18 protein-coding genes are annotated in these 22191 nt (G+C 59.2%); 10 read left to right on the plus strand and 8 right to left on the minus strand.

Annotated elements, in window-relative coordinates:
• Window positions 1-80 precede the first annotated feature (80 nt).
• The 6 genes from QZR30_RS18655 to QZR30_RS18680 form a co-directional block, all read right to left on the minus strand.
• Window positions 81-1562 carry a mannitol dehydrogenase family protein gene (locus QZR30_RS18655; protein ID WP_311903884.1) on the minus strand — a complete coding sequence of 494 codons (1482 nt, stop codon included), beginning with the start codon at window positions 1560-1562 and terminating at the stop codon, window positions 81-83.
• Window positions 1563-1578: 16 nt separating this feature from the next.
• The gene (locus QZR30_RS18660) at window positions 1579-2682 is read right to left on the minus strand and encodes an ABC transporter ATP-binding protein (protein ID WP_311903887.1); all 1104 of its coding nucleotides are present in this window, start codon (window positions 2680-2682) and stop codon (window positions 1579-1581) included.
• A 36-nt stretch (window positions 2683-2718) separates the two neighbouring features.
• Window positions 2719-3549 (minus strand): carbohydrate ABC transporter permease, encoded by an 831-nt coding sequence (locus QZR30_RS18665; protein ID WP_068967081.1) that lies wholly within the window; start codon window positions 3547-3549, stop codon window positions 2719-2721.
• Window positions 3550-3559: 10 nt separating this feature from the next.
• Window positions 3560-4450 carry a carbohydrate ABC transporter permease gene (locus QZR30_RS18670; RefSeq protein ID WP_043051067.1) on the minus strand — a complete coding sequence of 297 codons (891 nt, stop codon included), beginning with the start codon at window positions 4448-4450 and terminating at the stop codon, window positions 3560-3562.
• A gap of 153 nt (window positions 4451-4603) precedes the next feature.
• Window positions 4604-5926, minus strand: coding sequence for an ABC transporter substrate-binding protein (locus QZR30_RS18675; RefSeq protein WP_046067943.1), 1323 nt, complete (start codon window positions 5924-5926; stop codon window positions 4604-4606).
• Window positions 5927-6124: 198 nt separating this feature from the next.
• Window positions 6125-6373, minus strand: coding sequence for a DUF6124 family protein (locus QZR30_RS18680; protein ID WP_046067944.1), 249 nt, complete (start codon window positions 6371-6373; stop codon window positions 6125-6127).
• A gap of 501 nt (window positions 6374-6874) precedes the next feature.
• Here QZR30_RS18680 and QZR30_RS18685 point away from each other — a divergent pair.
• From QZR30_RS18685 to QZR30_RS18700, 4 genes are all read left to right on the plus strand, one after another.
• The gene (locus QZR30_RS18685) at window positions 6875-7369 is read left to right on the plus strand and encodes an Hcp family type VI secretion system effector (protein WP_046067945.1); all 495 of its coding nucleotides are present in this window, start codon (window positions 6875-6877) and stop codon (window positions 7367-7369) included.
• Window positions 7370-7380: 11 nt separating this feature from the next.
• The gene (locus tag QZR30_RS18690) at window positions 7381-8223 is read left to right on the plus strand and encodes an RNase A-like domain-containing protein (RefSeq protein ID WP_311903893.1); all 843 of its coding nucleotides are present in this window, start codon (window positions 7381-7383) and stop codon (window positions 8221-8223) included.
• A gap of 9 nt (window positions 8224-8232) precedes the next feature.
• A complete protein-coding gene (locus QZR30_RS18695; protein WP_232923788.1) occupies window positions 8233-8613 on the plus strand; it encodes a hypothetical protein in 381 nt (126 codons plus the stop codon).
• A 61-nt stretch (window positions 8614-8674) separates the two neighbouring features.
• Complete coding sequence (locus tag QZR30_RS18700) at window positions 8675-9043, plus strand: hypothetical protein (protein WP_311903895.1); 369 nt, start codon at window positions 8675-8677, stop codon at window positions 9041-9043.
• A gap of 47 nt (window positions 9044-9090) precedes the next feature.
• Here the strand turns inward: QZR30_RS18700 and QZR30_RS18705 are convergent, their stop codons facing one another.
• Window positions 9091-9996, minus strand: coding sequence for an AraC family transcriptional regulator (locus QZR30_RS18705; RefSeq protein WP_046067948.1), 906 nt, complete (start codon window positions 9994-9996; stop codon window positions 9091-9093).
• A gap of 153 nt (window positions 9997-10149) precedes the next feature.
• On the opposite strand from QZR30_RS18705, the gene QZR30_RS18710 reads away from it, so the two are divergent.
• On the plus strand, window positions 10150-10662 hold the full coding sequence (locus QZR30_RS18710; protein ID WP_059397554.1) for a GNAT family N-acetyltransferase: 513 nt from the start codon (window positions 10150-10152) through the stop codon (window positions 10660-10662).
• Window positions 10663-10743: 81 nt separating this feature from the next.
• On the opposite strand, the gene QZR30_RS18715 is transcribed toward QZR30_RS18710, so the two are convergent.
• Entirely contained in the window at window positions 10744-12033 is a 1290-nt protein-coding gene (locus tag QZR30_RS18715) for a glycosyltransferase (protein ID WP_068967084.1), read from the minus strand.
• Between the two features lie 158 nt (window positions 12034-12191).
• On the opposite strand from QZR30_RS18715, the gene tpx reads away from it, so the two are divergent.
• The 5 genes from tpx to QZR30_RS18740 all read left to right on the plus strand — a co-directional run bounded on the left by tpx (window position 12192) and on the right by QZR30_RS18740 (window position 21962).
• Window positions 12192-12692 carry a thiol peroxidase gene (tpx, locus tag QZR30_RS18720; RefSeq protein WP_003190967.1) on the plus strand — a complete coding sequence of 167 codons (501 nt, stop codon included), beginning with the start codon at window positions 12192-12194 and terminating at the stop codon, window positions 12690-12692.
• Window positions 12693-12923: 231 nt separating this feature from the next.
• A complete protein-coding gene (locus tag QZR30_RS18725; protein ID WP_046067951.1) occupies window positions 12924-14222 on the plus strand; it encodes an MdtA/MuxA family multidrug efflux RND transporter periplasmic adaptor subunit in 1299 nt (432 codons plus the stop codon).
• Window positions 14219-17320, plus strand: a complete 3102-nt coding sequence (locus tag QZR30_RS18730) for an MdtB/MuxB family multidrug efflux RND transporter permease subunit (RefSeq protein WP_059397552.1) — start codon at window positions 14219-14221, stop codon at window positions 17318-17320. The genes QZR30_RS18725 and QZR30_RS18730 overlap by 4 nt, the downstream gene beginning before the upstream one ends.
• Window positions 17317-20424 (plus strand): efflux RND transporter permease subunit, encoded by a 3108-nt coding sequence (locus QZR30_RS18735; protein WP_056845847.1) that lies wholly within the window; start codon window positions 17317-17319, stop codon window positions 20422-20424. Before QZR30_RS18730 ends, QZR30_RS18735 begins: the two co-directional genes overlap by 4 nt.
• A complete protein-coding gene (locus tag QZR30_RS18740; protein WP_080944604.1) occupies window positions 20421-21962 on the plus strand; it encodes an efflux transporter outer membrane subunit in 1542 nt (513 codons plus the stop codon). The genes QZR30_RS18735 and QZR30_RS18740 overlap by 4 nt, the downstream gene beginning before the upstream one ends.
• Window positions 21963-22191: the final 229 nt, after the last annotated feature.

The raw sequence follows: 22191 nt of genomic DNA on the forward strand, positions 1-22191 counted from the left end.
CTTGCTCCCGATGGCGGTGAGTCAGTTACAGATGCATTTACTGATACACCCTCATCGGGAGCAAGCCCCCTCCCACAGTTTTAATCCGGTTTGTTCAGGAGTTGTTGCAGGGTTTCGGTGACGCCTTTGTCGCGCAAGCTTGCATAGCATCGCTCAAACGCTGCCACAAACGCCGCCGACTTGGGAATAGCCGTACCAAAAATCTCCTCCACGCCCAACAAGCGCTGACTGATCAGTGCGTCATCCGTCACCAGCCCCTGGCAGAATTCGGCCCGTGGGTCGGGGATCTTGTAGCTCACGCCATTCTCATCCACGCCCTTCAAATACAAGGCCCAGGCCGCGACCACCAGTGCGGCGCGTTCGGTCTCGCGGCCATCGGCAATCAGGCGATTGATGGTCGGCACGGTGAACTTGGGAAACTTCGATGAACCATCGGAACACACGCGCTCCAACTGGTCGGCAATCGCCTGGTTGGAAAAGCGCTCCACCAAGGTCTGCTTGTAGGCGGTCAGGTCGATGCCTGGCACCGGCGCCAGGTTTGGGGTGACGTCCAGGTCCATATACGCACGCATATACGCCACGAACAGCGGGTCGTTCATGGTCTCGTGGACAAACCGATAACCCTTGAGAAACCCCAGGTAGGTGAGCGCCAGGTGGCTGCCGTTGAGCAAGCCGATCTTCATCTCTTCGTAAGGCGTGACGTCATCGGTGAACTGCACGCCGACCTTTTCCCAGGCCGGGCGGCCGCTGACAAACTTGTCTTCCAGCACCCACTGCACAAACGGCTCGCACACCACCGGCCAGGCATCGTCGATGCCGTGTTCGTCATGCAATTGCAGGCGGTGAGCGGTACTGGTCATGGGTGTGATGCGGTCGACCATGGCATTCGGGAAGCTGACGTTGGCCTTGATCCAGTCATGCAGCTCGGCATTATGCAGGGCGGCGAAGGCCAGCAGTGCCTTGCGGGTAACGGCGCCGTTGTGGGGCAGGTTATCGCAGGACATCACGGTGAACGCGGGGGTGCCGGCGGCGCGGCGCTGGGTCAGGGCGGCGCAGATGAAACCGAACACGGTTTTCGGCGCCGTGGGGTGCGCCAGGTCATGATGGATCTGTGGCAGGTGGGCCATGAACTCACCGTTGCTGTCGTCGATGCAGTAGCCGCCCTCGGTGATGGTCAGCGAGACGATGCGGATCGCCGGGTCGGCCAGTTTATCGATCAGCACCTTGGCGCCGTCTTCGGCGAGCAGCATGTCGCTGATGGCGCCGATCACACGTACTTCGGTGTCGTCGGTATCGCCCAGTTCGTACAGGGTGAACAGGTAGTCCTGGCCGGCCAGATCGTCGCGGGCCTTGCGGTCTTCGGCACGCAGGCCGACGCCGCAAATGCTCCAGTCCAGGCCCTCGCCGGTATTCATCAGGGCGTCGGTGTAATACGCCTGGTGCGCACGGTGAAAGCCGCCGACGCCGATGTGGGCAATACCCTGGCGGGTGTCGGCAATCGCGTAGGCCGGGGTTTTCACTTCCGGCGCCAGCTGCGTGAGGTTGGCTTTATTCAGTTTCATCGGGAAATACTCGGGATCAGGCGGCAGCGCGCAGTGGGCGGGCCACGGCTACACCGTTTGTGTCGAACAGATGGCAGTGCGCCGGGTCCAGGTGCAGCTGCAGGGTTTCGCCGTATTGGCTCGCCATGTCGCCGCGGATGCGCATGGTCAGCGGCTCGCCATTGGCAGTGATGACGTGGCAGAAGGTGTCACTGCCCAGGCGCTCGCCGACATCGGCGGTGACGGTCAGGGTGGTTTGCCCCGGCGCAGCGATTTCCAGGTGCTCCGGACGGATCCCCAGGGTCACCTCACTGCCGACGCTCAAGGTGGTGCCGCTCAACGGCAGGCTGATCAGGGTGCCGGCGTCCAGTTGAACTTCGCAGCCCTGGCTCTCGATGCGGGTGACCTTGCCCTTGAGGAAACCCATCTTCGGCGTGCCGAGAAACCCGGCCACGAACAGGTTGGCCGGCTGGTGATACAGCTCCAGCGGCGAGCCGACCTGTTCGATACGGCCACTGTTGAGCACCACCACCTTGTCGGCCAGGGTCATGGCTTCAACCTGGTCGTGGGTCACGTAGATCATGGTGGTTTGCAGTTCTTTATGCAGACGCGCCAGTTCCAGGCGCATCTGCACGCGCAGCGCGGCGTCGAGGTTGGACAGCGGCTCGTCGAACAGGAAGATCTTCGGGTTACGCACAATCGCCCGGCCGATCGCCACGCGCTGGCGCTGGCCGCCGGACAGTTGCTTGGGCTTGCGCTCCAGCAGCGGACCGAGCTCGAGGATGCGCGCCGCTTCGCTGACTTTGCTGTCCACCAGCTTCTTGTCGACGCCGGCCAGATCCAGGGCGAACGACATGTTCTTGCGCACGCTCATGTGCGGGTACAGCGCGTAGGTCTGGAACACCATGGCCAGGTCACGTTTGGCCGGGGTCACTTCGGTGATGTCGCGGCCATCGAGTTCGATGGTGCCGTCGCTGACTTCCTCAAGGCCCGCGATCAGCCGCAGCAGGGTGGATTTACCGCAGCCCGACGGGCCGACGAACACCACGAATTCCTTGTCGTTCACTTCCAGGTCAATGCCCTTGATGATGGAAAAGCCTTCGAAGCCTTTTTGCAGATTCTTGATTTTCAGGTTGGCCATGATGGGCCTCCTTTTCGCAATTTTTATAAGAAGCCGTTATTTGACGGCGCCGAAGGACAAACCGCGCACCAGCTGTTTCTGGCTGATCCAGCCAAAGATCAGGATCGGCGCGCAGGCCAGGGTCGAGACGGCGGACAACTTGGCCCAGAACAAACCTTCGGGGCTTGAGTAGGAGGCGATCAGTGCGGTCAGCGGCGCGGCGCTCGACGAGGTCAGGTTCAGCGACCAGAACGCCTCGTTCCAGCACAGGATCAACGACAGCAGCACCGTGGAGGCCAGGCCACCCTTGGCAATCGGCAGCAGCACGCGGATCATTTCCTGCCACAGGGTGGCGCCGTCCAGGCGGGCGGCTTCGAGGATGTCCTTGGGAATGTCCTTGAAGTAGGTGTACACCATCCACACCACAATCGGCAGGTTGATCAGGGTGTAGATGATGATCAGCGCAATACGCGTATCCAGCAGGCCAAAGCTCTTGGCCAGCAGGTAGATCGGCATCAGCACGCCCACCGGCGGCAGCATCTTGGTCGACAGCATCCACAGCAGCGTGCCCTTGGTGCGCTGGGTTTCGTAGAACGCCATGGAATAGGCGGCCGGCACCGAGATCAGCAGGCACAGGGCAGTGGCGCTGAAGGAAATCACCACCGAGTTCCAGGCGTAGGCGAAGTAGTTGCTGCGTTCGTTGATGTGCAGGTAGTTCTCCAGCGTCGGCGTGAAGATGAACTGCGGCGGGGTGGCGAACGCGTCGATTTCAGTCTTGAAGCTGGTCAGCACCATCCAGAAGATCGGGAAGAAAATCAGGATCGCGATGGCCCAGGCCAACGTACCGAGCAGCAGGCTTTGCAGGCGGCGGGATTGTTGAAGTGTCATGGCGCGGCCCTCAAGGCTTGTCAGTCAGGTTTTTGCCGATCATCCGCACCAGGATGATCGCCGCGATATTGGCGATGACCACGGCAATCAGGCCGCCGGCCGAGGCCATGCCCACATCGAACTGCACCAGCGCCTGGTTGTAGATCAGGTAGGCGAGGTTGGTCGAGGCGTAACCCGGGCCACCGTTGGTGGTGGTGAAGATCTCCGCGAACACCGAGAGCAGGAAGATCGTTTCGATCATCACCACCACGGCAATCGGGCGGGCCAGGTGCGGCAGGGTCAGGTGCCAGAAGATCGCAATGGCGCCGGCACCGTCCAGGCGGGCGGCTTCCTTCTGTTCCTGGTCCAGGGACTGCATCGCGGTCATCAGCAGCAGGATCGCGAAGGGCAGCCATTGCCACGAGACAATGATGATGATCGACAGCAGCGGGTAATGCGCCAGCCAGTCCACCGGCTCGGCCCCGAAGAACTTCCACACCGCGGCGAGAATCCCCGACACCGGGTGGAAAATCAGGTTCTTCCAGATCAGCGCCCCGACGGTGGGCATGATGAAGAACGGCGAAATCAGCAGCACCCGCACGATGCCGCGCCCGAGGAACTCACTGGCCTCCAGCAGGGCACTGATCAGCACACCAAAGACCACGCTGATCAGCAATACGCTGCCCACCAGCAACAGCGTATTGGTGGCGCCGGGCAGGAAGCCCGAATCGGTGATGAAGTAGGTGAAGTTCTCCAGCCCCACGAACTGGTTTTCACCGGGGTAGAGCAGGTTGTAGCGGATCAGCGAAAAGTACAGGGTCATGCCCAGGGGCACGATCATCCACAGCAGCAACAAGGCCACCGAGGGGCTGACAAGGAACCAGCCGGGGTTGGCCAGGCGGTTTTTGGCGGGTGTATTCATTAGAATCAAGACCAGTCAGATACGAATCGGAGCGCGGTCAGTGTGGGAGGGGGCTTGCTCCCGATAGCGGTGTATCAGTCACACAATCATCGACTGGTAGATTGCTATCGGGAGCAAGCCCCCTCCCACATTTGACTGTGGTGAAGGCCGGGGTTACTTGGGGTAACCAGCCCGCTTCATTTCACGCTCGGTGGTGGTCTGCGCGGCGGTCAATGCGGCATCTACCGTCTGCTGACCGGTCAACGCACCCGAGAAGAACTTGCCGACCTGGGTACCAATCGCCTGGAACTCAGGAATGGTCACCAGCTGGATGCCGATATACGGCACGGGCTTCTCGGTCGGCTTGGTCGGGTCGGCCACTTTCAGCGATTCCAGGGTCACCTTGGCAAACGGCGCGGCCTGCATGTACTCGTCGCTGTAGGTGGATTTGCGCGTACCTGGCGGCACATTGGCAATGCCATCGGTCTTGGCCACAAGCTGGCCGTATTCCTTGGACGTGGCCCAACTGGTGAATACCTTGGCGGCGTCCTTGGCCTTGGAACTGGTCGGGATCGCCAGGCTCCAGGAATACAACCACGACGTGCCCTTGTCGGTCTTCTCGTGGGGCGCGAACGTGAAGCCCACATGCTCGGAGACCTTGCTCTGGCTCTTGTCGGTAACAAACGAGCCGGCCACGCTGGCATCCACCCAGATCGCGCACTTGCCGCTGTTGAACAGCGCCAGGTTTTCGTTGAAGCCGTTGCTGGAGGCGCCCGGTGGGCCGGATTTCTTCATGTTGTCGACGTAGAAGTTCAGCGCATCCTTCCACTCCGGGCCGTTGAATTGCGGCTGCCATTTCTCATCGAACCAGCGCGCCCCGTAGCCGTTGGCCAGGGTGGTGATCAGCGCCATGTTCTCACCCCAACCAGCTTTGCCGCGCAGGCACAGACCGTATTGCTCTTTGGATTTGTCGGTAAGTTTGGCCGCGTATTCGCCGATCTGGGTCCAGGTCGGGTGCTCAGGCATGCTCAGCCCGGCGTCCTTGAACAGGTCGGTGCGGTAATAGGTGATCGAGCTTTCGGCATAGAACGGCAGGGCGTACAGCGAGCCCTTGACCGACAAACCGTCACGCACCGAAGGGAACACATCGTCGAGGTCGTAGGAGGCCGGCAGGTCCTTCATCGGCTCCAGCCAACCCTTGGCACCCCACAGTGCGGCTTCGTACATGCCGATGGTCAACACATCGAACTGCCCGCCCTGGGTAGCAATGTCGGTGGTCAGGCGTTGGCGCAGTACGTTTTCTTCGAGCACCACCCAATTCAACTTGATCTCCGGATGCTCGGCCTCGAAGGTTTTCGAGAGTTTCTGCATGCGGATCATGTCGCTGTTATTGACGGTGGCAATGGTCAGGGTTTGCGCGCCAAAGCTGACGGCGCTGAGGGTCATGCATGCTGTCATGCAGGTCGAGGCAAGCAGTACTTTTGCTGTGAACTTCATCGCGCACTCCATTTCCGCGCCCAGGGGCGACGGAAGGACAGTTATTGTTGTTGTGTCTTCCTACAGGTAGCCAGGAAGAGTGTGCGTCGATTACAGCCTTGAAATGGTGTTGTGACAAATCCTTGGGCGCACGCTCACTGATACTTTTTTGCACTCGATGTTCGTCCCCGTGACGCGTGGGGACGATCGATGCCGTATTTAACGCTCGATATCAGCCAGTACCCGCTCAGCCAACAATCGAGACACCTCGATCAACTGGGCAATACCCAGCGCGCCTTCGCGTCGCGAGCCGTCGAGCTCAAAGGCGAAATCGCAGGTGAGGGCGTGGGCAGAGGCGAGGGATTCGCTGAGGTTGACCAGAAGGTCTTGAGTGGAGATACCGTCTTTCACGGTGAATAGCACGCTGGGTGCTGGATCGATTGGGGGATTTGGGGTGGGTTTGATCATGGTGAAACTCCTGATTTAAATGGAGCTACCACTGATCGCCGCGACGCGATTGGGTGGTAGCTGTACGCAGGTTCGCGGACCGGAATCAGGAAACCGGCATACCCGAAGGTATCCCGCGCACAGCCACCATAAGGCCGCACAGTAGACGATAAAAAGGCGTCAACTGAAAGCAGAAATGGCACTTTGCGCCTGATTACACCGGGCCGCGACGCCCAACCGCTGCGTGTGCAGCGGTGTACGGAGACTAGAGATTGAGTGTCCTAGGGACAACCTCAAATCCTTGTCAGACGTTTCTGCGTTTCCCAATACCTAGCCGAACGGACAGTTGTTTGGCTGTGTATTCGTCAGCAACATCTTTTGGGCGTCATTGCGGTGCGACATCGCGTGCCCGTTGCACTTAAAAAGGAGCAAGCATGAAAGACACTAATAGTCAAAGCGAGCAATCAGCTGCAATACGTCAGGTAACTGACCTCTCATTCAATTCCGACCAGGCAGCTGATAATGGCTTTTGACGCATTCATGCATTTAGATGGTGTAGAAGGTGAGTCATTGGACGCTGAGCATAAAGGCTGGGTCGAATTACTGTCTTACCATTACGACGCAATTCAGTCGATCAGCCAATCGACTCACTCCAATGGTGGTGCATCTGCTGGACGGGTGATGTTGGGTGATTTTCAAATAAGCAAGTACGTGGATAGAGCTACGCCAAAGCTATTCGAGTTGTGTTGCCGAGGCTCACAAATCAAGACAGTGACCATCCGCATACATCGCGCTGGAGGTGAAAAGTTTAAATATATGGATATCGTTCTTGAGGATGTTTTGGTGTCCACTGTAAGTGGGCAAGGTGCTGATCAAGGCGGCCTTCCTATGGAGGTCATCAATCTGAATTATCGTCGTATCAAATTCGAGTACACCCAGCAACGCCGATCTGAAGGCGCCAGTGCGGGAAAAATCTCCGGCGGTTGGGACAGGGCCACCGATAAGCCATTCGCATAGGGCCGCGCCACATGCCTGACGATGGAGAGTTTCGTATAGCACTAAGCTTCGCGCAGATGGCCGCAATATTGACTCAAGAGTCGCTTTCGCCTGCGGAGATAATGTCGAATCGTATAGTGGGTAGCTTGCGTCTTGTCGGCGGTGTCGTGGAGCTTGCCGGGGCTGGCGTACTGTACGCAGTGCCTGAACCGACGCTGCTTAGCAAGGCGGGATGTATCGCAATGGGTATACATGCCTCCGATCAGCTTTCAGCCGGCGCGACACAGCTTCTGACAGGTAAAGAGACGGATTCGTTTGCCTTTAAGGCAGGTTCATCTGCAACTCAAGCGCTTGGTGCATCGAGAGCCACAGGCCAGGTTATTGGTTTAGCGGCGGAATTTGCAGTTCCGCTGTCGACTGCCTCTTTATACAACGCCTTCAGAGTTTCGTCTGTGCGGGGAGGTCGGATAACCGTTATTACCAGCGAAAAACCGCTGCAAGCTCCTAAAAAATTTGGTGGTGGGCATACCATATCCAAGCATGTTGATAAAGATATGGAGTATCTGAAATCACGATTTGCTTCAAGAAAAGTCCACGTCTCGTCGACTTTTTATAATCTTGATGTGGCGGAATGGGCTGTGAGTCAAGCGCTCCAAAGGAATAAACTTAAAATACTCATGTATTCGAAAGCGAGATTCGTATTGAAGCACGGGCAATACAGTTTCGTCACGCAGTTAGAAACTGCCGTTGGTTGGGGTGTCACTAGGCAAGATCAATCCAAGATTGTCACGATGTCAAAGCTCAAGGTGACAATTAAATATGCTGAATACAATCGTATGCCATATTATATAATTACTGCATTTTCGGCTTTGTAAGGTAAGGTTATGAGCAAGTATATGCATTTGCACAGTTTTATGTATGAGGTTGGTGAAGGGGTTGGCGAGTTTTTATCAGATGATGAAAAAAAGCATTTTCAACCTTTGACCTTGCCTGAAATAGTCAAGGATTCTTTCGGTGAGGGGGGCGTGCTCAGTTTAGTGCATGCAGTTATTCTTAAAAAACAAATAGCACATTACATAAAAAATCACATGGGGGCTGAAGGTTTGGAGTATGTAGATCCCCCATTTGATCAAGAAACATCTTTCGCTGAAGATTATTTTGAAGGGGATCTATACACGTTTCTAACTAGCGTAATGGAGCTGCTCGATAGTGAAATGAAAGCCCGGCGACGGAAATTCTTTTCTGGGTTAATTGGGAAACGTTAGTGATGGCATCTGTCATGAAATGACGTGGCGTGATGATATGCAATGGTGTGCAGGAGGGATGATGAATTACAGTTACTTAAGTGGTTTTATCTATTGTTTTGGTGACGGTGTTGGAGAGTTTTTAGGCGATGAAGAAAAATCCCACCATTGCGTCTTGGGGTTGAGGGAAGTAGTGTGCGGTTATATTGATGAAAGAGGTTTGTTGAGTTCAGTTATTCTTGGTGTGCAAATAAGGAGTTGCATTAAGAGAAATATGTCTCTGGATGGCTTGGCCTATGTGGATCCGCCTTTTAATCAAGATACCTCATTCCCTGAAGAATATTTCGAGGGTGATTTGTATGATTTTTTAACGAGTGTGCTTGGTTTGCTTGATGCCGAGATTAAAGCCAGAGGACAAAAAGTATTTCACAGGCTTATTGGTAGACGTTAACTTTTACGCTCAACCGATCTGACGATTGGATCACGCTGGCAATCGGTTCAAGCCAAATTCTGCTCAGTCAACCGCTGCACCGCCAACCGCCGATAGTGAGACGGCGTCATCCCCTTAAGCTGCTGAAACCGCCGATTGAAGTTGGAAATATTATTGAATCCCGACTCAAAGCACACATCCGTAACGGCCTTATCGCCATCGGCCAGCAATTCGCAGGACTTGCTGATTCGCAGCCGATTGACGAACTCAATAAACGTACGCCCGGTGGCCTGTTTGAATACCCGGGAAAAATACGTCGGCTTCATGCCCAGGTATTCCGCGACTTCTTCCAAGGGCAAATCCCTCGCGTAGTGGGCAAAGATGTAGTCCACCGCACGGTTGGTGCGGTCGATGCTGTGTTCATCGGCTTGCTGTGGCGTGGTCACCCCGGAGAGCAGTTGGTAGTCGTCACAGGCGCTCAGCACTTCCAGCAAAATGAAAAAATGCCCCAGGCGCGCCATGCCTTGGGCCTCCTCAATGCGCTGCATCAGGGCCATGGCCTGGGCGATGGTTTTTTTGCTGCGGAATTCTATGCCGTATTGCGCACGCTCCAGCAAGGGCGCCAGGCTCTTGAGCTCGGCAAACGTATGGCTGCCTTGCTCGAACAGCTCATCGGTGAAGTTCACCAACATGTCGCGCTTGGGCACTACTTCGCCTTCCTCCACCTGGCTGATCCAGTTATGCGGTAGGTTGGGGCCGGTGAGGAACAGGCTTTCGGGGTAGAAGTTGCCGATGTAGTCGCCGATAAACACCTTGCCCGAGCTGGCGACGATCAGGTGCAGTTCGTATTCCTTGTGAAAATGCCAGCGCACCAGCGGGCAGGGGAAACCGTGCTGGCGATAGATGATGGACAGACCGTTGTGATCGTCCATCAGCTCGTAGGAAGGGTCGGTGATACGCGTTGCTCGGGTCATGCTGCCGTCGCTTTATTGTGGTTGCGACCCGAATAATGCCCCGTTGTGCACGGCCCTGCCAGCTTCAAGCGTCTGAGCGTGCGCCGCTGCATCCTGTACGAGTAGGATTACAGAAGATTTTTATCTGAAACAGACACGAGCGAGGGCTTATTCATGATTCGCGATGCACGTCCCAGCGATGCACATAGCATCGCCAGCGTTCACGTCAGTAGCTGGCAACAAGCTTATCTTGATCTGATGCCCGCTGATTTTTTGGCCTCCCTTACTGCGACTTTGCCCAAGAGGGAAGCGCATTGGACTCATGCGATTGAAAGCAAAGAGTCTGACGTTTTAGTTTCAGAGGTGGATGGAAAAGTTACTGGTTGGATTTCAGTGGGGCCTTGCCGGGATGAAGACGAGGCTTGCGCAGAAGCGGGAGAGGTCATGGCCATCTACGTGTTGGCAGAATACTGGGGCAAGGGTATAGGCGCCCAGTTATGGGCGTCAGGTTTAAAGCGTTTGGTTGACCAGGGTTATAAGGTGATTACCTTATGGGTTCTAGCTGAAAACCAAAGAGCTGTGCGCTTCTATCAAGGGCTCGGGGGAAGGGAAGAGCTTGGCAGCCGTCGCACGCTCGTGCGTGGCGGGGTGTCCCTGGAGGAGGTGAGGTACGTTTGGGAGCGTTAGGGCTCAGGGATGTCCGATTCGACTTGCCGCGCAGCGGCGACAAGTCTGAATCACGCTTTTCATGCTCTTTGCGTCGATTGTCTAGATGTTGCGATTTTTCGCTTCGATCCACTGGGACATGTACTGGGTACTTTTATGCGCGTGATGGCGCAGCATGCTGCCGGTAAAGTTGTCCCGGCGATGAGCTGCGAGGTTGCGGCGGCATCGCTCCAGGCATTCGACCAAGGCTGGCCCGTGGAAGGCCTGGTCGTAGCGCCGAGCCAGGAGCTGACGCCCACGTTCCTGGGCCTGGGTCCAACCTTCGCGGTCTTGATAAAGAGCCACGGCAGCGGCCGCCAGGGCCGGGGCGTTGTGCTCGAGCGCACCGGGCCAGGGTTGATCATCGCCCATGGCCTCGGCACCGATGGGGGTGGTGACATTGGGCGTGCCGCACAGCATCGCGTCGACCAGCTTGCCCTTGATCCCCGCACCAAAGCGCAGGGGCGCCAGGCAGATACGTGCCGCTGTCATCACTTGCAGTGCATCTTCGGCCCAGTTCATCACATGAAAGCCCTGGGCCGGGTTGTGCAGGGCAGTGGCCTTGGGCGGCGTGTAGGCCCCGTAGATATGTAACTGGGCGCCCGGCAGTTGCTGGCGGATCAGCGGCCACAGGCTGTTCTTCATCCATAGCACCGCATCCCAGTTTGGCGCGTGGCGGAAGTTACCGATGCTGAGAAAGTGCGCACGGTCTTCAAAGGGCGCAAAAGCGCGGGTGGGCGGCTGCAGCATCAGCGGGCACCAGTGCAGCAGGGCTGCGGGCACCTTGAAGTGTTCGGTGAGCAGGCGGATTTCCACGTCGGAGATCATCAGGCTGATGTCGCAGCGGTAAATCGCGGCGATTTCACGCTTGGCCAGGTCGGTATCGGCCATGCGCTGGAACTCGTCCTCCAGCGCCGGCGCGAACAGGGCGGTGAAGTCGTCGCCGTCGGGATGGGCTTTCACATGCTCCTTGAACCGCTGATGGCGTGCGTCGCGCAGGCTTTGCAGGTCAGAGGTCTCCAGCACGCGCAGGGCGTCGGGGCAGCATTGCTCCACGCGCCAGCCGAATTGCTCCTCCATCATGAAACGGTCGAACAGTACGATATCCGGGGCCAGTTCGCGGATAAAGTCATCGAAACTGCTGTTATTCAGTTCGATGGCGCATTCGGCGATGCCAAGTGCCGGCAAGTCGGCCTTGTGTTCGCCGATGGTCGCTGGGCTGCTGAAGGTAATGTCCCAACCTTGCGTAAGAAAACTCTCAAGGATCTGCATCATATGCCCGCCCGCAGCCGAGGAGCGGGGCTCTGGCCAGACATAACCAATGACCAGGACTTTGGTGGCAGGCTGATTCATCGACGACGGTTTCCTTGAAGGGCAGGTGAAAAGCGCGCAATTAAACCACAACCGGTGGCATGACAATTTGTGTCTGGCGGTAGGTAGCGTCGGCACTTTGTGGTTAACTTCGGCCTCTCGAATTCGTTTAACCAAAACCCAGCATAAGGATTCCGTTCATGGCTCAAGTCACCCTTAAAGGCAACCCGGTCCAGGTTGAAGGCGAACTGCCGAAAGTCGGCGCCAAAGCCGCAGACTTCACCCTGACCGCCGGCGACCTGTCCAACGCCACCCTGGCTACCTTTGCCGGCAAGCGCAAAGTGCTGAACATCTTCCCAAGCGTTGACACCCCAACCTGCGCCACTTCCGTGCGCAAGTTCAACGCCCAAGCCAACGATGTGGCTAACACCGTGGTGCTGTGCATCTCCTCCGACCTGCCATTCGCCCAGGCACGCTTCTGTGGTTCCGAAGGCCTGGAAAACGTGAAGAACCTGTCGGACTTCCGCAACGCCGACTTCGCCGTTGACTATGGTGTTTCCATCGCCGACGGCCCGCTGCAGGGCCTGACCGCTCGTGCTGTCGTAGTGCTGGACGAAAACGACAACGTGCTGCACAGCGAGTTGGTCAAGGAAATTGCTGAAGAGCCAAATTACGATGCAGCCCTGGCTGTGTTGAAGTAACTGTTTCTGCGCGTAACTGTCGTTTGGCAGTAACACGTATGATGCATGATTGCGGCCTGGCCTAGTCCAGGCCGTTTTTATTTGAGCGTCAGCGGTTTAGCGAAATAGCCAGCGGACTAAGCTCAGACGTTAAAAGTTGTAAGCCCAAGGTAAATAGCCGGTAAAGGTGCTTTTCTAAACGCACCCCAGTGCTTATCTTTCAGCCTCCCGAAGAAGAAGCTCTCACCCCCAATGGTTGACCACTCCATGCAATCCTCCCCCCGCAAATCCCGCCGCTGGTTGTTTGGCCTGCTCGTGCTGCTGGTTATCGCCGGCTTGTGCTGGAAATTCTGGCCCGGTGGCGCAGCCCATAAAGACGCGCCGGCCGGTCACACCGGTAAAACCGGTATGGCGCGCCCGGGCTTCGGCGGTTCCACCGGCCCGGTTCCGGTGCGTGTGGCGCCGGCGGTGCTGGGGGAGTTCCCGGTTTACTACAAGGCCCTGGGTACGGTCACTGCGCTCAACACCATTAATGTGCGCAGCCGGGTGGGCGGTGAGCTGATGAAGATCGCCTTTGAAGAAGGGCAGATGGTCAAGGCCGGCGACCTGCTGGCAGAAATCGACCCGCGCAGCTACCAGAACGCCTTGCTCCAGGCCCAGGGCACGCTGCTGCAGAACCAGGCCCAGCTGAAAAACGCCCAGGTCGACGTCGAGCGTTATCGCGGCCTGTATGCCCAGGACAGTATCGCCAAGCAGACGCTGGACACCGCCGAAGCGCTGGTCTTGCAATACCAGGGCACAGTCAAGACCAACCAGGGCGCGGTAGACGACGCCAAGCTCAACCTCGAATTCACCAAGATCCGCGCGCCGATCAGCGGCCGCGTCGGCTTGCGCCAGCTTGACGTCGGCAACCTGGTCGCCGCCAACGACACCACGGCCCTGGCGGTGATCACCCAGACCCAGCCGATCAGCGTGGCCTTCACCCTGCCGGAAAATACCCTGGAAACTGTGCTCGCTCGTTACCACGCTGGCAACAAGCTGCCGGTGGAAGCCTGGGACCGTGGCGACACGAAAAAGCAGGCCGTCGGCGTGCTGCAAAGCCTGGACAACCAGATCGATGTCACCACCGGCACTCTGAAATTCAAGGCGCGCTTCGATAACAAGGACCAGGCGCTGTTCCCCAACCAGTTCGTGAATGTGCACTTGCTCGCCGACACCCTGCATAACGTGGTGCTGGCACCGTCTGCGGCGATCCAGTTCGGCAATACCGGCACCTTTGTCTACAAGCTCGACGGCGACAATAAGGTCAAGGTCCAGCCTTTGGTGCTCGGTGATACCGACGGCGACAACACCGTGATCAAGGAGGGCCTGGTCGCCGGCGACCGCGTGGTGCTGGAAGGCACCGACCGTCTCAAGGACGGCAGCGAAATCGAAGTGGTCAATGACAGCAGCGAAGTGCCGACCACGCCGACCGAACACCTGCAAGGCAAGCCTGCGGCAAAAGGGGAGACCGGCGCTGACGCCGGCAAGGCGCAAAAGGTCGGTTCATGAACCTGTCACGCCTGTTCATCCTCCGCCCGGTCGCCACCACGCTGAGCATGCTGGCCATTGTGCTGGCCGGTATCATTTCATACCGCTTGCTGCCAGTGTCGGCCTTGCCCCAGGTGGACTACCCGACGATTCGGGTGATGACCCTGTACCCCGGGGCCAGCCCCGATGTGATGACCAGTGCGGTCACCGCACCGCTGGAGCGCCAGTTCGGGCAGATGCCCGGGCTGACCCAGATGGCGTCCACCAGCTCCGGCGGCGCCTCGGTGCTGACCCTGCGTTTCAATCTCGACATCAATATGGATGTCGCCGAGCAACAGGTGCAGGCCGCAATCAACGCCGCCACCAACCTGCTGCCCAAGGATTTGCCGGCGCCGCCGGTGTACAACAAGGTCAACCCGGCCGATACCCCGGTGCTGACCCTGGCGATTACTTCCAAGACCATGCAGCTGCCCAAGCTCAATGACCTGGTCGACACGCGTATGGCGCAGAAAATCGCGCAGATCAGCGGCGTCGGCATGGTCAGCATCGCCGGCGGCCAGCGCCAGGCCGTACGCATCAAGGTCAACCCCGAGGCCCTGGCGGCCAATGGCTTGAACCTGTCGGATGTGCGCAGCCTGATCGCCGCTTCCAACGTCAACCAGCCCAAGGGCAACTTTGACGGCCCCACCCGGGTGTCGATGCTCGATGCCAACGACCAGTTGGTCTCGCCCGAGCAATATGCCGAACTGATCCTGGCCTACAACAATGGCGCACCGCTGCGCCTCAAGGATGTGGCGCAGATCGTCGACGGCGCCGAAAACGAACGCCTCGCGGCCTGGGCCAATCAGAACCAGGCGGTGCTGTTGAATATCCAGCGCCAACCCGGCGCCAACGTGATCGAGGTGGTCGACCGCATCAAGGCGCTGCTGCCGAGCATCACCGACAACCTGCCGGCCGGGCTCGATGTGACCGTGCTCACTGACCGTACCCAGACCATCCGCGCGTCGGTCAAGGATGTGCAGCATGAACTGCTGATCGCCATTGCCCTGGTGGTGATGGTGACCTTCCTGTTCCTGCGTCGGGTCAGCGCCACGATCATTCCGTCTATCGCCGTGCCGCTGTCCCTGGTCGGCACCTTTGGCGTGATGTACCTGGCGGGGTTCTCCATCAATAACCTGACGCTGATGGCCCTGACCATTGCCACTGGCTTTGTGGTGGATGACGCCATCGTCATGCTGGAAAACATCTCCCGCTATATCGAGGAGGGCGAGACGCCGATGGCGGCGGCACTCAAGGGCGCCAAGCAGATCGGTTTTACCCTGGTGTCCCTTACCCTATCGCTGATTGCGGTATTGATCCCGCTGCTGTTCATGGCCGACGTGGTCGGGCGGCTGTTCCGTGAATTCGCCATCACCCTGGCGGTGGCGATCCTGATTTCCCTGGTGGTGTCCCTGACCCTGACGCCAATGATGTGTGCACGCCTGCTCAAGCGTGAACCCAAGGAAGAGGAACAGGGGCGCTTCTACAAGGCCAGCGGCGCCTGGATCGATTGGCTGATCGAAGCCTACGGGCGTAAGTTGCAGTGGGTGCTCAAGCACCAGCCGCTGACCCTGCTGGTGGCCATCGCTACCCTGGGCCTCACGGTGGTGCTGTACCTGGTGGTGCCCAAGGGCTTTTTCCCGGTGCAGGACACCGGGGTGATCCAGGGGATTTCCGAAGCGCCGCAATCGATTTCGTTTGCGGCGATGAGCCAGCGCCAGCAGGAGCTGGCGAAGATCATCCTCGCCGATCCGGCGGTGGAAAGCCTGTCTTCCTATATTGGCGTGGATGGCGATAACGCCACCCTCAACAGCGGCCGCTTGTTGATCAACCTCAAGGCCCACGGCCAGCGCGATTTGAGCGCAGCGCAGGTGATTACGCGACTGCAACCTGAAATCGACAAGCTGGTGGGCATCCGCCTGTTCATGCAGCCGGTGCAGGACCTGACCATTGAAGACCGTGTCAGCCGTACCCAGTACCAATTCAGCATGTCGTCCCCGGATGCCGAGTTGCTGGCGCTGTGGAGCGGCAAGCTGGTGCAAGCCCTCAGCCAGTTGCCGGAACTCACCGACGTTGCCAGCGACCTGCAGGACAAGGGCCTGCAGGTGTACCTGGTGATCGACCGCGACGCGGCCTCGCGCCTGGGCGTCAACGTTGCGACCATCACCGACGCGCTGTATGACGCCTTCGGCCAGCGGCAGATTTCCACTATCTACACGCAGGCCAGCCAGTACCGCGTGGTGTTGCAAGCGCAGTCCGGCGAGACCCTCGGCCCGGCTGCCCTCAACCAGATCCATGTGAAGACCACCGATGGCGGCCAGGTGCGGTTGTCGAGCCTGGCCCATGTGGAGCAGCGTCAGGCGCAGCTGGCGATTGCCCATATCGGCCAGTTCCCGGCGGTGATGATGTCGTTCAACCTGGCCCCCGGCGTCGCCCTGGGCAAAGGCGTGGAGCTGATCAACCAGACCCAGAAGGACATCGGCATGCCGGTGGGCGTGCAGACCCAGTTCCAGGGTGCGGCCCAGGCGTTCGAGGCGTCGCTGTCGAGCACCTTGCTGCTGATCCTGGCCGCGGTGGTCACCATGTACATCGTGCTCGGGGTGCTCTACGAGAGCTATATCCACCCGATCACCATCCTCTCGACCTTGCCGTCGGCAGCGGTAGGGGCCTTGCTCGCACTGCTGCTCAGTGGCAATGACCTGGGCATGATCGCGATCATCGGCATTATCCTGCTGATCGGTATCGTGAAAAAGAACGCGATCATGATGATCGACTTCGCCCTCGACGCCGAGCGTAACCAGGGCCTTGACCCGCAGACCGCGATCTACCAGGCGGCGCTGCTGCGCTTTCGACCGATCCTGATGACCACCCTGGCCGCCTTGTTCGGCGCAGTGCCGTTGATGCTCGCCACCGGTTCCGGTGCAGAGCTGCGCCAACCGCTGGGCCTGGTGATGGTCGGCGGCTTGCTGGTGAGTCAGGTGTTGACCCTGTTCACCACGCCGGTGATCTACCTGTACTTTGATCGTCTTGGCCGGCGCTGGCGCAAAGAGCCGCAACGCCTGGAGCCGGTTGAGTCATGAACCTGTCCGGACCTTTCATTCGCCGGCCGGTAGCCACCATGCTGCTGAGCCTGGCGATCATGTTGCTCGGTGGCGTCAGCTTCAACCTGTTGCCGGTATCGCCGCTGCCGCAGATCGACTTCCCGGTGATCGTGGTGTCGGCCAGTTTGCCCGGCGCCAGCCCCGAGGTGATGGCGTCCAGCGTAGCGACGCCGCTGGAGCGTTCATTCGGTTCGATTGCCGGCATCACCACCATGAGCAGTTCGTCGAGCCAGGGTTCCACGCGGGTGATCCTGGCGTTCGATTCCGACCGTGATATCAACGGCGCGGCGCGGGAAGTGCAGGCGGCCATCAACGCTTCGCGCAACCTGCTGCCCAGCGGTATGCGCAGCATGCCAACCTACAAGAAGATCAACCCGTCCCAGGCACCGATCATGGTGTTGTCGCTGACTTCCGATGTGTTGCAAAAGGGCCAGTTGTACGACCTGGCCTCGACCATCCTGTCCCAGAGCCTGTCCCAAGTGCCCGGCGTAGGCGAAGTGCAGATCGGCGGCAGTTCGCTGCCGGCGGTGCGCATCGAGCTGGAGCCCAAGGCCCTCGACCAGTACGGCGTCGCCCTGGACGATGTGCGCAACACCATCGCCAACGCCAACCAGCGCCGCCCCAAGGGTTCCCTGGAAGACGCTGAGCGTAACTGGCAGATCCAGGCCAACGACCAGTTGGAAAAAGCCAAGGATTACGAGCCGCTGTTGATTCGCTATCAGGATGGCGCGGCCCTGCGCCTGCGCGACATAGCGAAGATCACCGATGGCGTGGAGGACCGCTACAACAGCGGTTTCTTCAACAATGACTCGGCGGTGCTGCTGGTGATCAACCGCCAGTCCGGCGCCAACATCATCGAGACGGTCAGGCAGATCAAGGCCCAGTTGCCAGCGTTGCAGGCGGTGCTGCCGTCCAGCGTCAAGCTCAGCCTGGCCATGGACCGCTCGCCGGTGATCGCCGCCACCCTGCACGAAGCCGAGATGACCTTGCTGATTGCCGTGGGCCTGGTGATCCTGGTGGTCTACCTGTTCCTGGGCAACTTCCGCGCTTCGCTGATCCCGACCCTGGCGGTGCCAGTGTCGCTGGTGGGCACCTTTGCGGTGATGTACCTGTACGGTTTTTCGCTGAACAACTTTTCGCTGATGGCGCTGATCCTGGCCACCGGGCTGGTGGTGGACGATGCCATTGTGGTGCTGGAGAATATTTCCCGGCATATCGATGAAGGTGTGCCGCCGATGAAGGCCGCCTACCTGGGAGCCCAGGAAGTCGGCTTTACCTTGCTGTCGATGAACGTGTCGCTGGTGGCGGTGTTCCTGTCCATCCTGTTCATGGGCGGGATTGTCACCAACCTGTTTCGCGAGTTTTCCATCACCTTGTCGGCGGCGATCATTGTCTCGCTGATCGTCTCGTTGACCCTGACGCCGATGCTCTGCGCCCGCTGGCTCAAGCCCCATGACAAGCACAAACAAACCGGTTTGCAACGCTGGAGCCAGAAGGTCAACGACCGTATGGTCGCCGGCTACGCCACCAGCCTGGACTGGGTGCTGCGCCATCGGCGCCTGACCTTGCTGAGCCTGTTGCTGACCATCGGTTTGAACGTGGCGCTGTATGTGGTGGTGCCAAAGACCTTTATGCCGCAGCAGGACACCGGCCAGTTGATCGGCTTTGTGCGTGGCGACGATGGCCTGTCGTTCAGCGTGATGCAGCCGAAGATGGAGATCTTCCGCCAGGCGGTGCTCAAGGACCCGGCAGTGCTCAGCGTGGCCGGCTTTATCGGCGGCAACAACGGCACCAACAATGCGGTGATGCTGGTGCGCCTCAAGCCGATCAGCGAGCGCAAGATCTCCGCCCAGGCGGTAATCGAGCGCTTGCGCAAGGATGTGCCGCTGGTGCCGGGCGGGCGTCTGTTCCTGATGGCCGACCAGGACCTGCAGTTTGGTGGCAGCCGCGACCAGACCAGCGCGCAGTACTCCTACATCCTGCAAAGTGGTGATTTGGCCGCGTTGCGCCTGTGGTACCCGAAAGTGGTTGCGGCCATGCGTGAGCTGCCGGAGCTGACCGCCATCGACGCCCGCGAGGGGCGAGGCGCGGCCCAGGTCACGCTGATTGTCGACCGTGACCAGGCCAAGCGTCTGGGTATCGACATGAACATGGTCACCGCCGTGCTGAACAACGCCTACAGCCAGCGGCAGATTTCCACCATCTACGACAGCCTCAACCAGTACCAGGTGGTGATGGAGGTCAACCCCAAATATGCGCAGGACCCGATCACCCTCAATCAGGTACAGGTGATCACTGCCGATGGTGCGCGGGTGCCGTTGTCGACCATCGCCCATTATGAAAACAGCCTGGCAGACGATCGCGTCAGCCATGAAGGCCAATTCGCTTCGGAGAATATCGCCTTCGACATGGCTCCCGGCGTCACGGTAGAGCAGGGCACGGCCGCTATCGAGCGGGCGATTGCCAAGGTCGGCTTGCCCGAAGATGTGATCGCCAAGATGGCCGGCACCGCCGATGCCTTTGCGGCCACACAGAAGGGTCAGCCGTTCATGATCCTGGGCGCATTGGTCGCGGTGTACCTGGTGCTGGGCATCTTGTATGAAAGCTATATCCACCCGCTGACGATCCTGTCGACGCTGCCTTCGGCCGGGGTGGGCGCCATGCTGGCCATCTACCTGACGGGGGGCGAGTTCAGCCTGATCTCATTGCTGGGCTTGTTCCTGCTGATCGGAGTGGTGAAGAAGAACGCGATCCTGATGATCGACCTGGCGCTGCAACTGGAACGCAACGACGGTATGGGCCCGCTGGAATCAATCCGCAGCGCCTGCCTGCTGCGTCTGCGACCGATCCTGATGACAACGCTCGCCGCGATCCTCGGCGCCTTGCCGTTGTTGCTCGGCACCGGCGATGGTGCGGAAATGCGTCGCCCCCTGGGCCTGACCATCATTGGCGGCCTGGTTTTCAGCCAGATCCTGACCCTCTACACCACCCCGGTGGTCTACCTCTATCTCGACCGCGCACGCCATCGTTTCAACGCGTGGCGCGGCGTGCGTACCGATGCTGCCCTGGACACTGCGCTATGACCGATTCAATCAACGCCCCTGCGATCCCTGTAGGAGCGAGCTTGCTCGCGAAGAACGCCCATACGCCGCGTTCATCCAGAAGGAACGCGTTATCGTTAACGGCCTTCGCGAGCAAGCTCGCTCCTACAGTGGGCCTGGCCATGTTGCTCAGCGCTTGCGCCATCGGCCCTGACTACCAGCGCCCGGAGGTCATCGAGCCGGTGCAATTCAAGGAGGCCCAGGGCTGGCGCCAGGCCAACCCCAGTGACTCCCTGGCCCGTGGCGCCTGGTGGGAGCTGTACGGCGACCGCCAACTGAATGACCTGGTGGTGCGCCTCAACACCTCCAACCAGACCGTCGCCCAGGCCGAAGCACGTTTTCGCCAGGCCCAGGCACTGGTGCGCAGTTCACGCGGGGCGTTCTACCCCAGCGTCGACCTGAGCGTCGGTAAAACCCGCGCCAGCCAGGGCACCGGCAGCAGCAGCGCGAGCCTCAGCAGCTCCAGCAGCGGTATTCGCGACACCCTCAATGCGCAGTTGGGCGTGAGTTGGGAGGCCGATATCTGGGGCAAGTTGCGCCGTGGTCTGGAGGCCAATGAAGCCAGCGCCGAGGCCAGCTCAGCCGATCTGGCCGCGATGCGCTTGAGCCAACAATCGGAACTGGTGCAAAGCTACCTGCAACTGCGGGTCATGGACGAACAGACACGCCTGCTGCAAGCCACGCTGGACACCTACCAGCGCTCATTGAAGATGACCGAAAACCAATACCGCGCCGGTGTAGCCGGCAAGGACGCCATTGCCCAGGCGCAAACCCAGCTCAAGACTACCCAGGCCAGTCTGATCGACCTGATCTGGCAGCGCGCCCAACTGGAAAACGCCATCGCCGTATTGATCGGGGAAGCCCCGGCCAACTTCAACCTGGCCGTGAGCAAGGAAATCCCGGCACTGCCACAGATACCGGTGAGCCTGCCATCCCAGTTGCTCGAACGCCGCCCCGACATCGCTTCGGCGGAACGTTCGGTGATCGCCGCCAACGCCAATATCGGCGTAGCCAAGGCGGCGTACTACCCGGACCTCAGCCTGAGCCTGCAGGGCGGCTATTCCAGCAGCACCTATGAGGATTGGATCAGCCTGCCGAACCGCTTCTGGTCGGTTGGGCCCAAATTGGCGATGACCCTCTTTGATGGCGGCCAGCGCTCGGCGGAAGTCGACCGCACCGTGGCCAGCTATGACGAGACCGTGGCCAAGTACCGCCAGACGGTGCTGGATGGTTTCCGTGAGGTGGAAAACTACATGGTGCAACTCAAGGTACTGGCGGACGAGGCGGTGGTCAGCAATGAAGCGCTGGAGTCAGCGCGAGAGTCGTTGCGCCTGACCGAGAACCAGTACAAGGCGGGGTTGATTGCCTATCTGGACGTGGTTACCGTGCAAGCGACGGCCCTGAGTAACGAGCGTACGGTGTTGAACTTGCTGCAGTCGCGCTTGGTGGCAAGTGTGCAGCTGATTGCCGCACTCGGGGGCGGCTGGGACGGCCAGACCTCCCTGGCCGAAAAGGAGTGACCCGGCCCAAATGTGGAAGGGGGCCTGCCCCCGATGGCGGCCTGACAGCCGACCAGTATTTGACTGATGGTCTCGGTCCAAATGTGGGAGGGGGCTTGCTCCCGATGGCGGCCTGACAGCCGACCAGGATGTTGGATCAGACCGTGTACATATCCATTCCTGCGGTAACGGCCACTATTGGTTCCGCTTTTACAGCGGGTCACTTTTGAAAAGAGCCCAAAAGTAACCA

This window comes from Pseudomonas sp. rhizo25 (assembly GCF_031931935.1).
Lineage (GTDB): Bacteria > Pseudomonadota > Gammaproteobacteria > Pseudomonadales > Pseudomonadaceae > Aquipseudomonas > Aquipseudomonas synxantha.

What these genes read in the sequence shown, in the direction of transcription:
- QZR30_RS18655 (WP_311903884.1), bottom strand. Translation starts at nt 1,562, where the DNA reads ATGAAACTGAATAAAGCCAACCTCACGCAGCTGGCGCCGGAAGTGAAA.
- QZR30_RS18660 (WP_311903887.1), bottom strand. Translation starts at nt 2,682, where the DNA reads ATGGCCAACCTGAAAATCAAGAATCTGCAAAAAGGCTTCGAAGGCTTT.
- QZR30_RS18665 (WP_068967081.1), bottom strand. Translation starts at nt 3,549, where the DNA reads ATGACACTTCAACAATCCCGCCGCCTGCAAAGCCTGCTGCTCGGTACG.
- QZR30_RS18670 (WP_043051067.1), bottom strand. Translation starts at nt 4,450, where the DNA reads ATGAATACACCCGCCAAAAACCGCCTGGCCAACCCCGGCTGGTTCCTT.
- QZR30_RS18675 (WP_046067943.1), bottom strand. Translation starts at nt 5,926, where the DNA reads ATGAAGTTCACAGCAAAAGTACTGCTTGCCTCGACCTGCATGACAGCA.
- QZR30_RS18680 (WP_046067944.1), bottom strand. Translation starts at nt 6,373, where the DNA reads ATGATCAAACCCACCCCAAATCCCCCAATCGATCCAGCACCCAGCGTG.
- QZR30_RS18685 (WP_046067945.1), top strand. Translation starts at nt 6,875, where the DNA reads ATGGCTTTTGACGCATTCATGCATTTAGATGGTGTAGAAGGTGAGTCA.
- QZR30_RS18690 (WP_311903893.1), top strand. Translation starts at nt 7,381, where the DNA reads ATGCCTGACGATGGAGAGTTTCGTATAGCACTAAGCTTCGCGCAGATG.
- QZR30_RS18695 (WP_232923788.1), top strand. Translation starts at nt 8,233, where the DNA reads ATGAGCAAGTATATGCATTTGCACAGTTTTATGTATGAGGTTGGTGAA.
- QZR30_RS18700 (WP_311903895.1), top strand. Translation starts at nt 8,675, where the DNA reads ATGAATTACAGTTACTTAAGTGGTTTTATCTATTGTTTTGGTGACGGT.
- QZR30_RS18705 (WP_046067948.1), bottom strand. Translation starts at nt 9,996, where the DNA reads ATGACCCGAGCAACGCGTATCACCGACCCTTCCTACGAGCTGATGGAC.
- QZR30_RS18710 (WP_059397554.1), top strand. Translation starts at nt 10,150, where the DNA reads ATGATTCGCGATGCACGTCCCAGCGATGCACATAGCATCGCCAGCGTT.
- QZR30_RS18715 (WP_068967084.1), bottom strand. Translation starts at nt 12,033, where the DNA reads ATGAATCAGCCTGCCACCAAAGTCCTGGTCATTGGTTATGTCTGGCCA.
- tpx (WP_003190967.1), top strand. Translation starts at nt 12,192, where the DNA reads ATGGCTCAAGTCACCCTTAAAGGCAACCCGGTCCAGGTTGAAGGCGAA.
- QZR30_RS18725 (WP_046067951.1), top strand. Translation starts at nt 12,924, where the DNA reads ATGGTTGACCACTCCATGCAATCCTCCCCCCGCAAATCCCGCCGCTGG.
- QZR30_RS18730 (WP_059397552.1), top strand. Translation starts at nt 14,219, where the DNA reads ATGAACCTGTCACGCCTGTTCATCCTCCGCCCGGTCGCCACCACGCTG.
- QZR30_RS18735 (WP_056845847.1), top strand. Translation starts at nt 17,317, where the DNA reads ATGAACCTGTCCGGACCTTTCATTCGCCGGCCGGTAGCCACCATGCTG.
- QZR30_RS18740 (WP_080944604.1), top strand. Translation starts at nt 20,421, where the DNA reads ATGACCGATTCAATCAACGCCCCTGCGATCCCTGTAGGAGCGAGCTTG.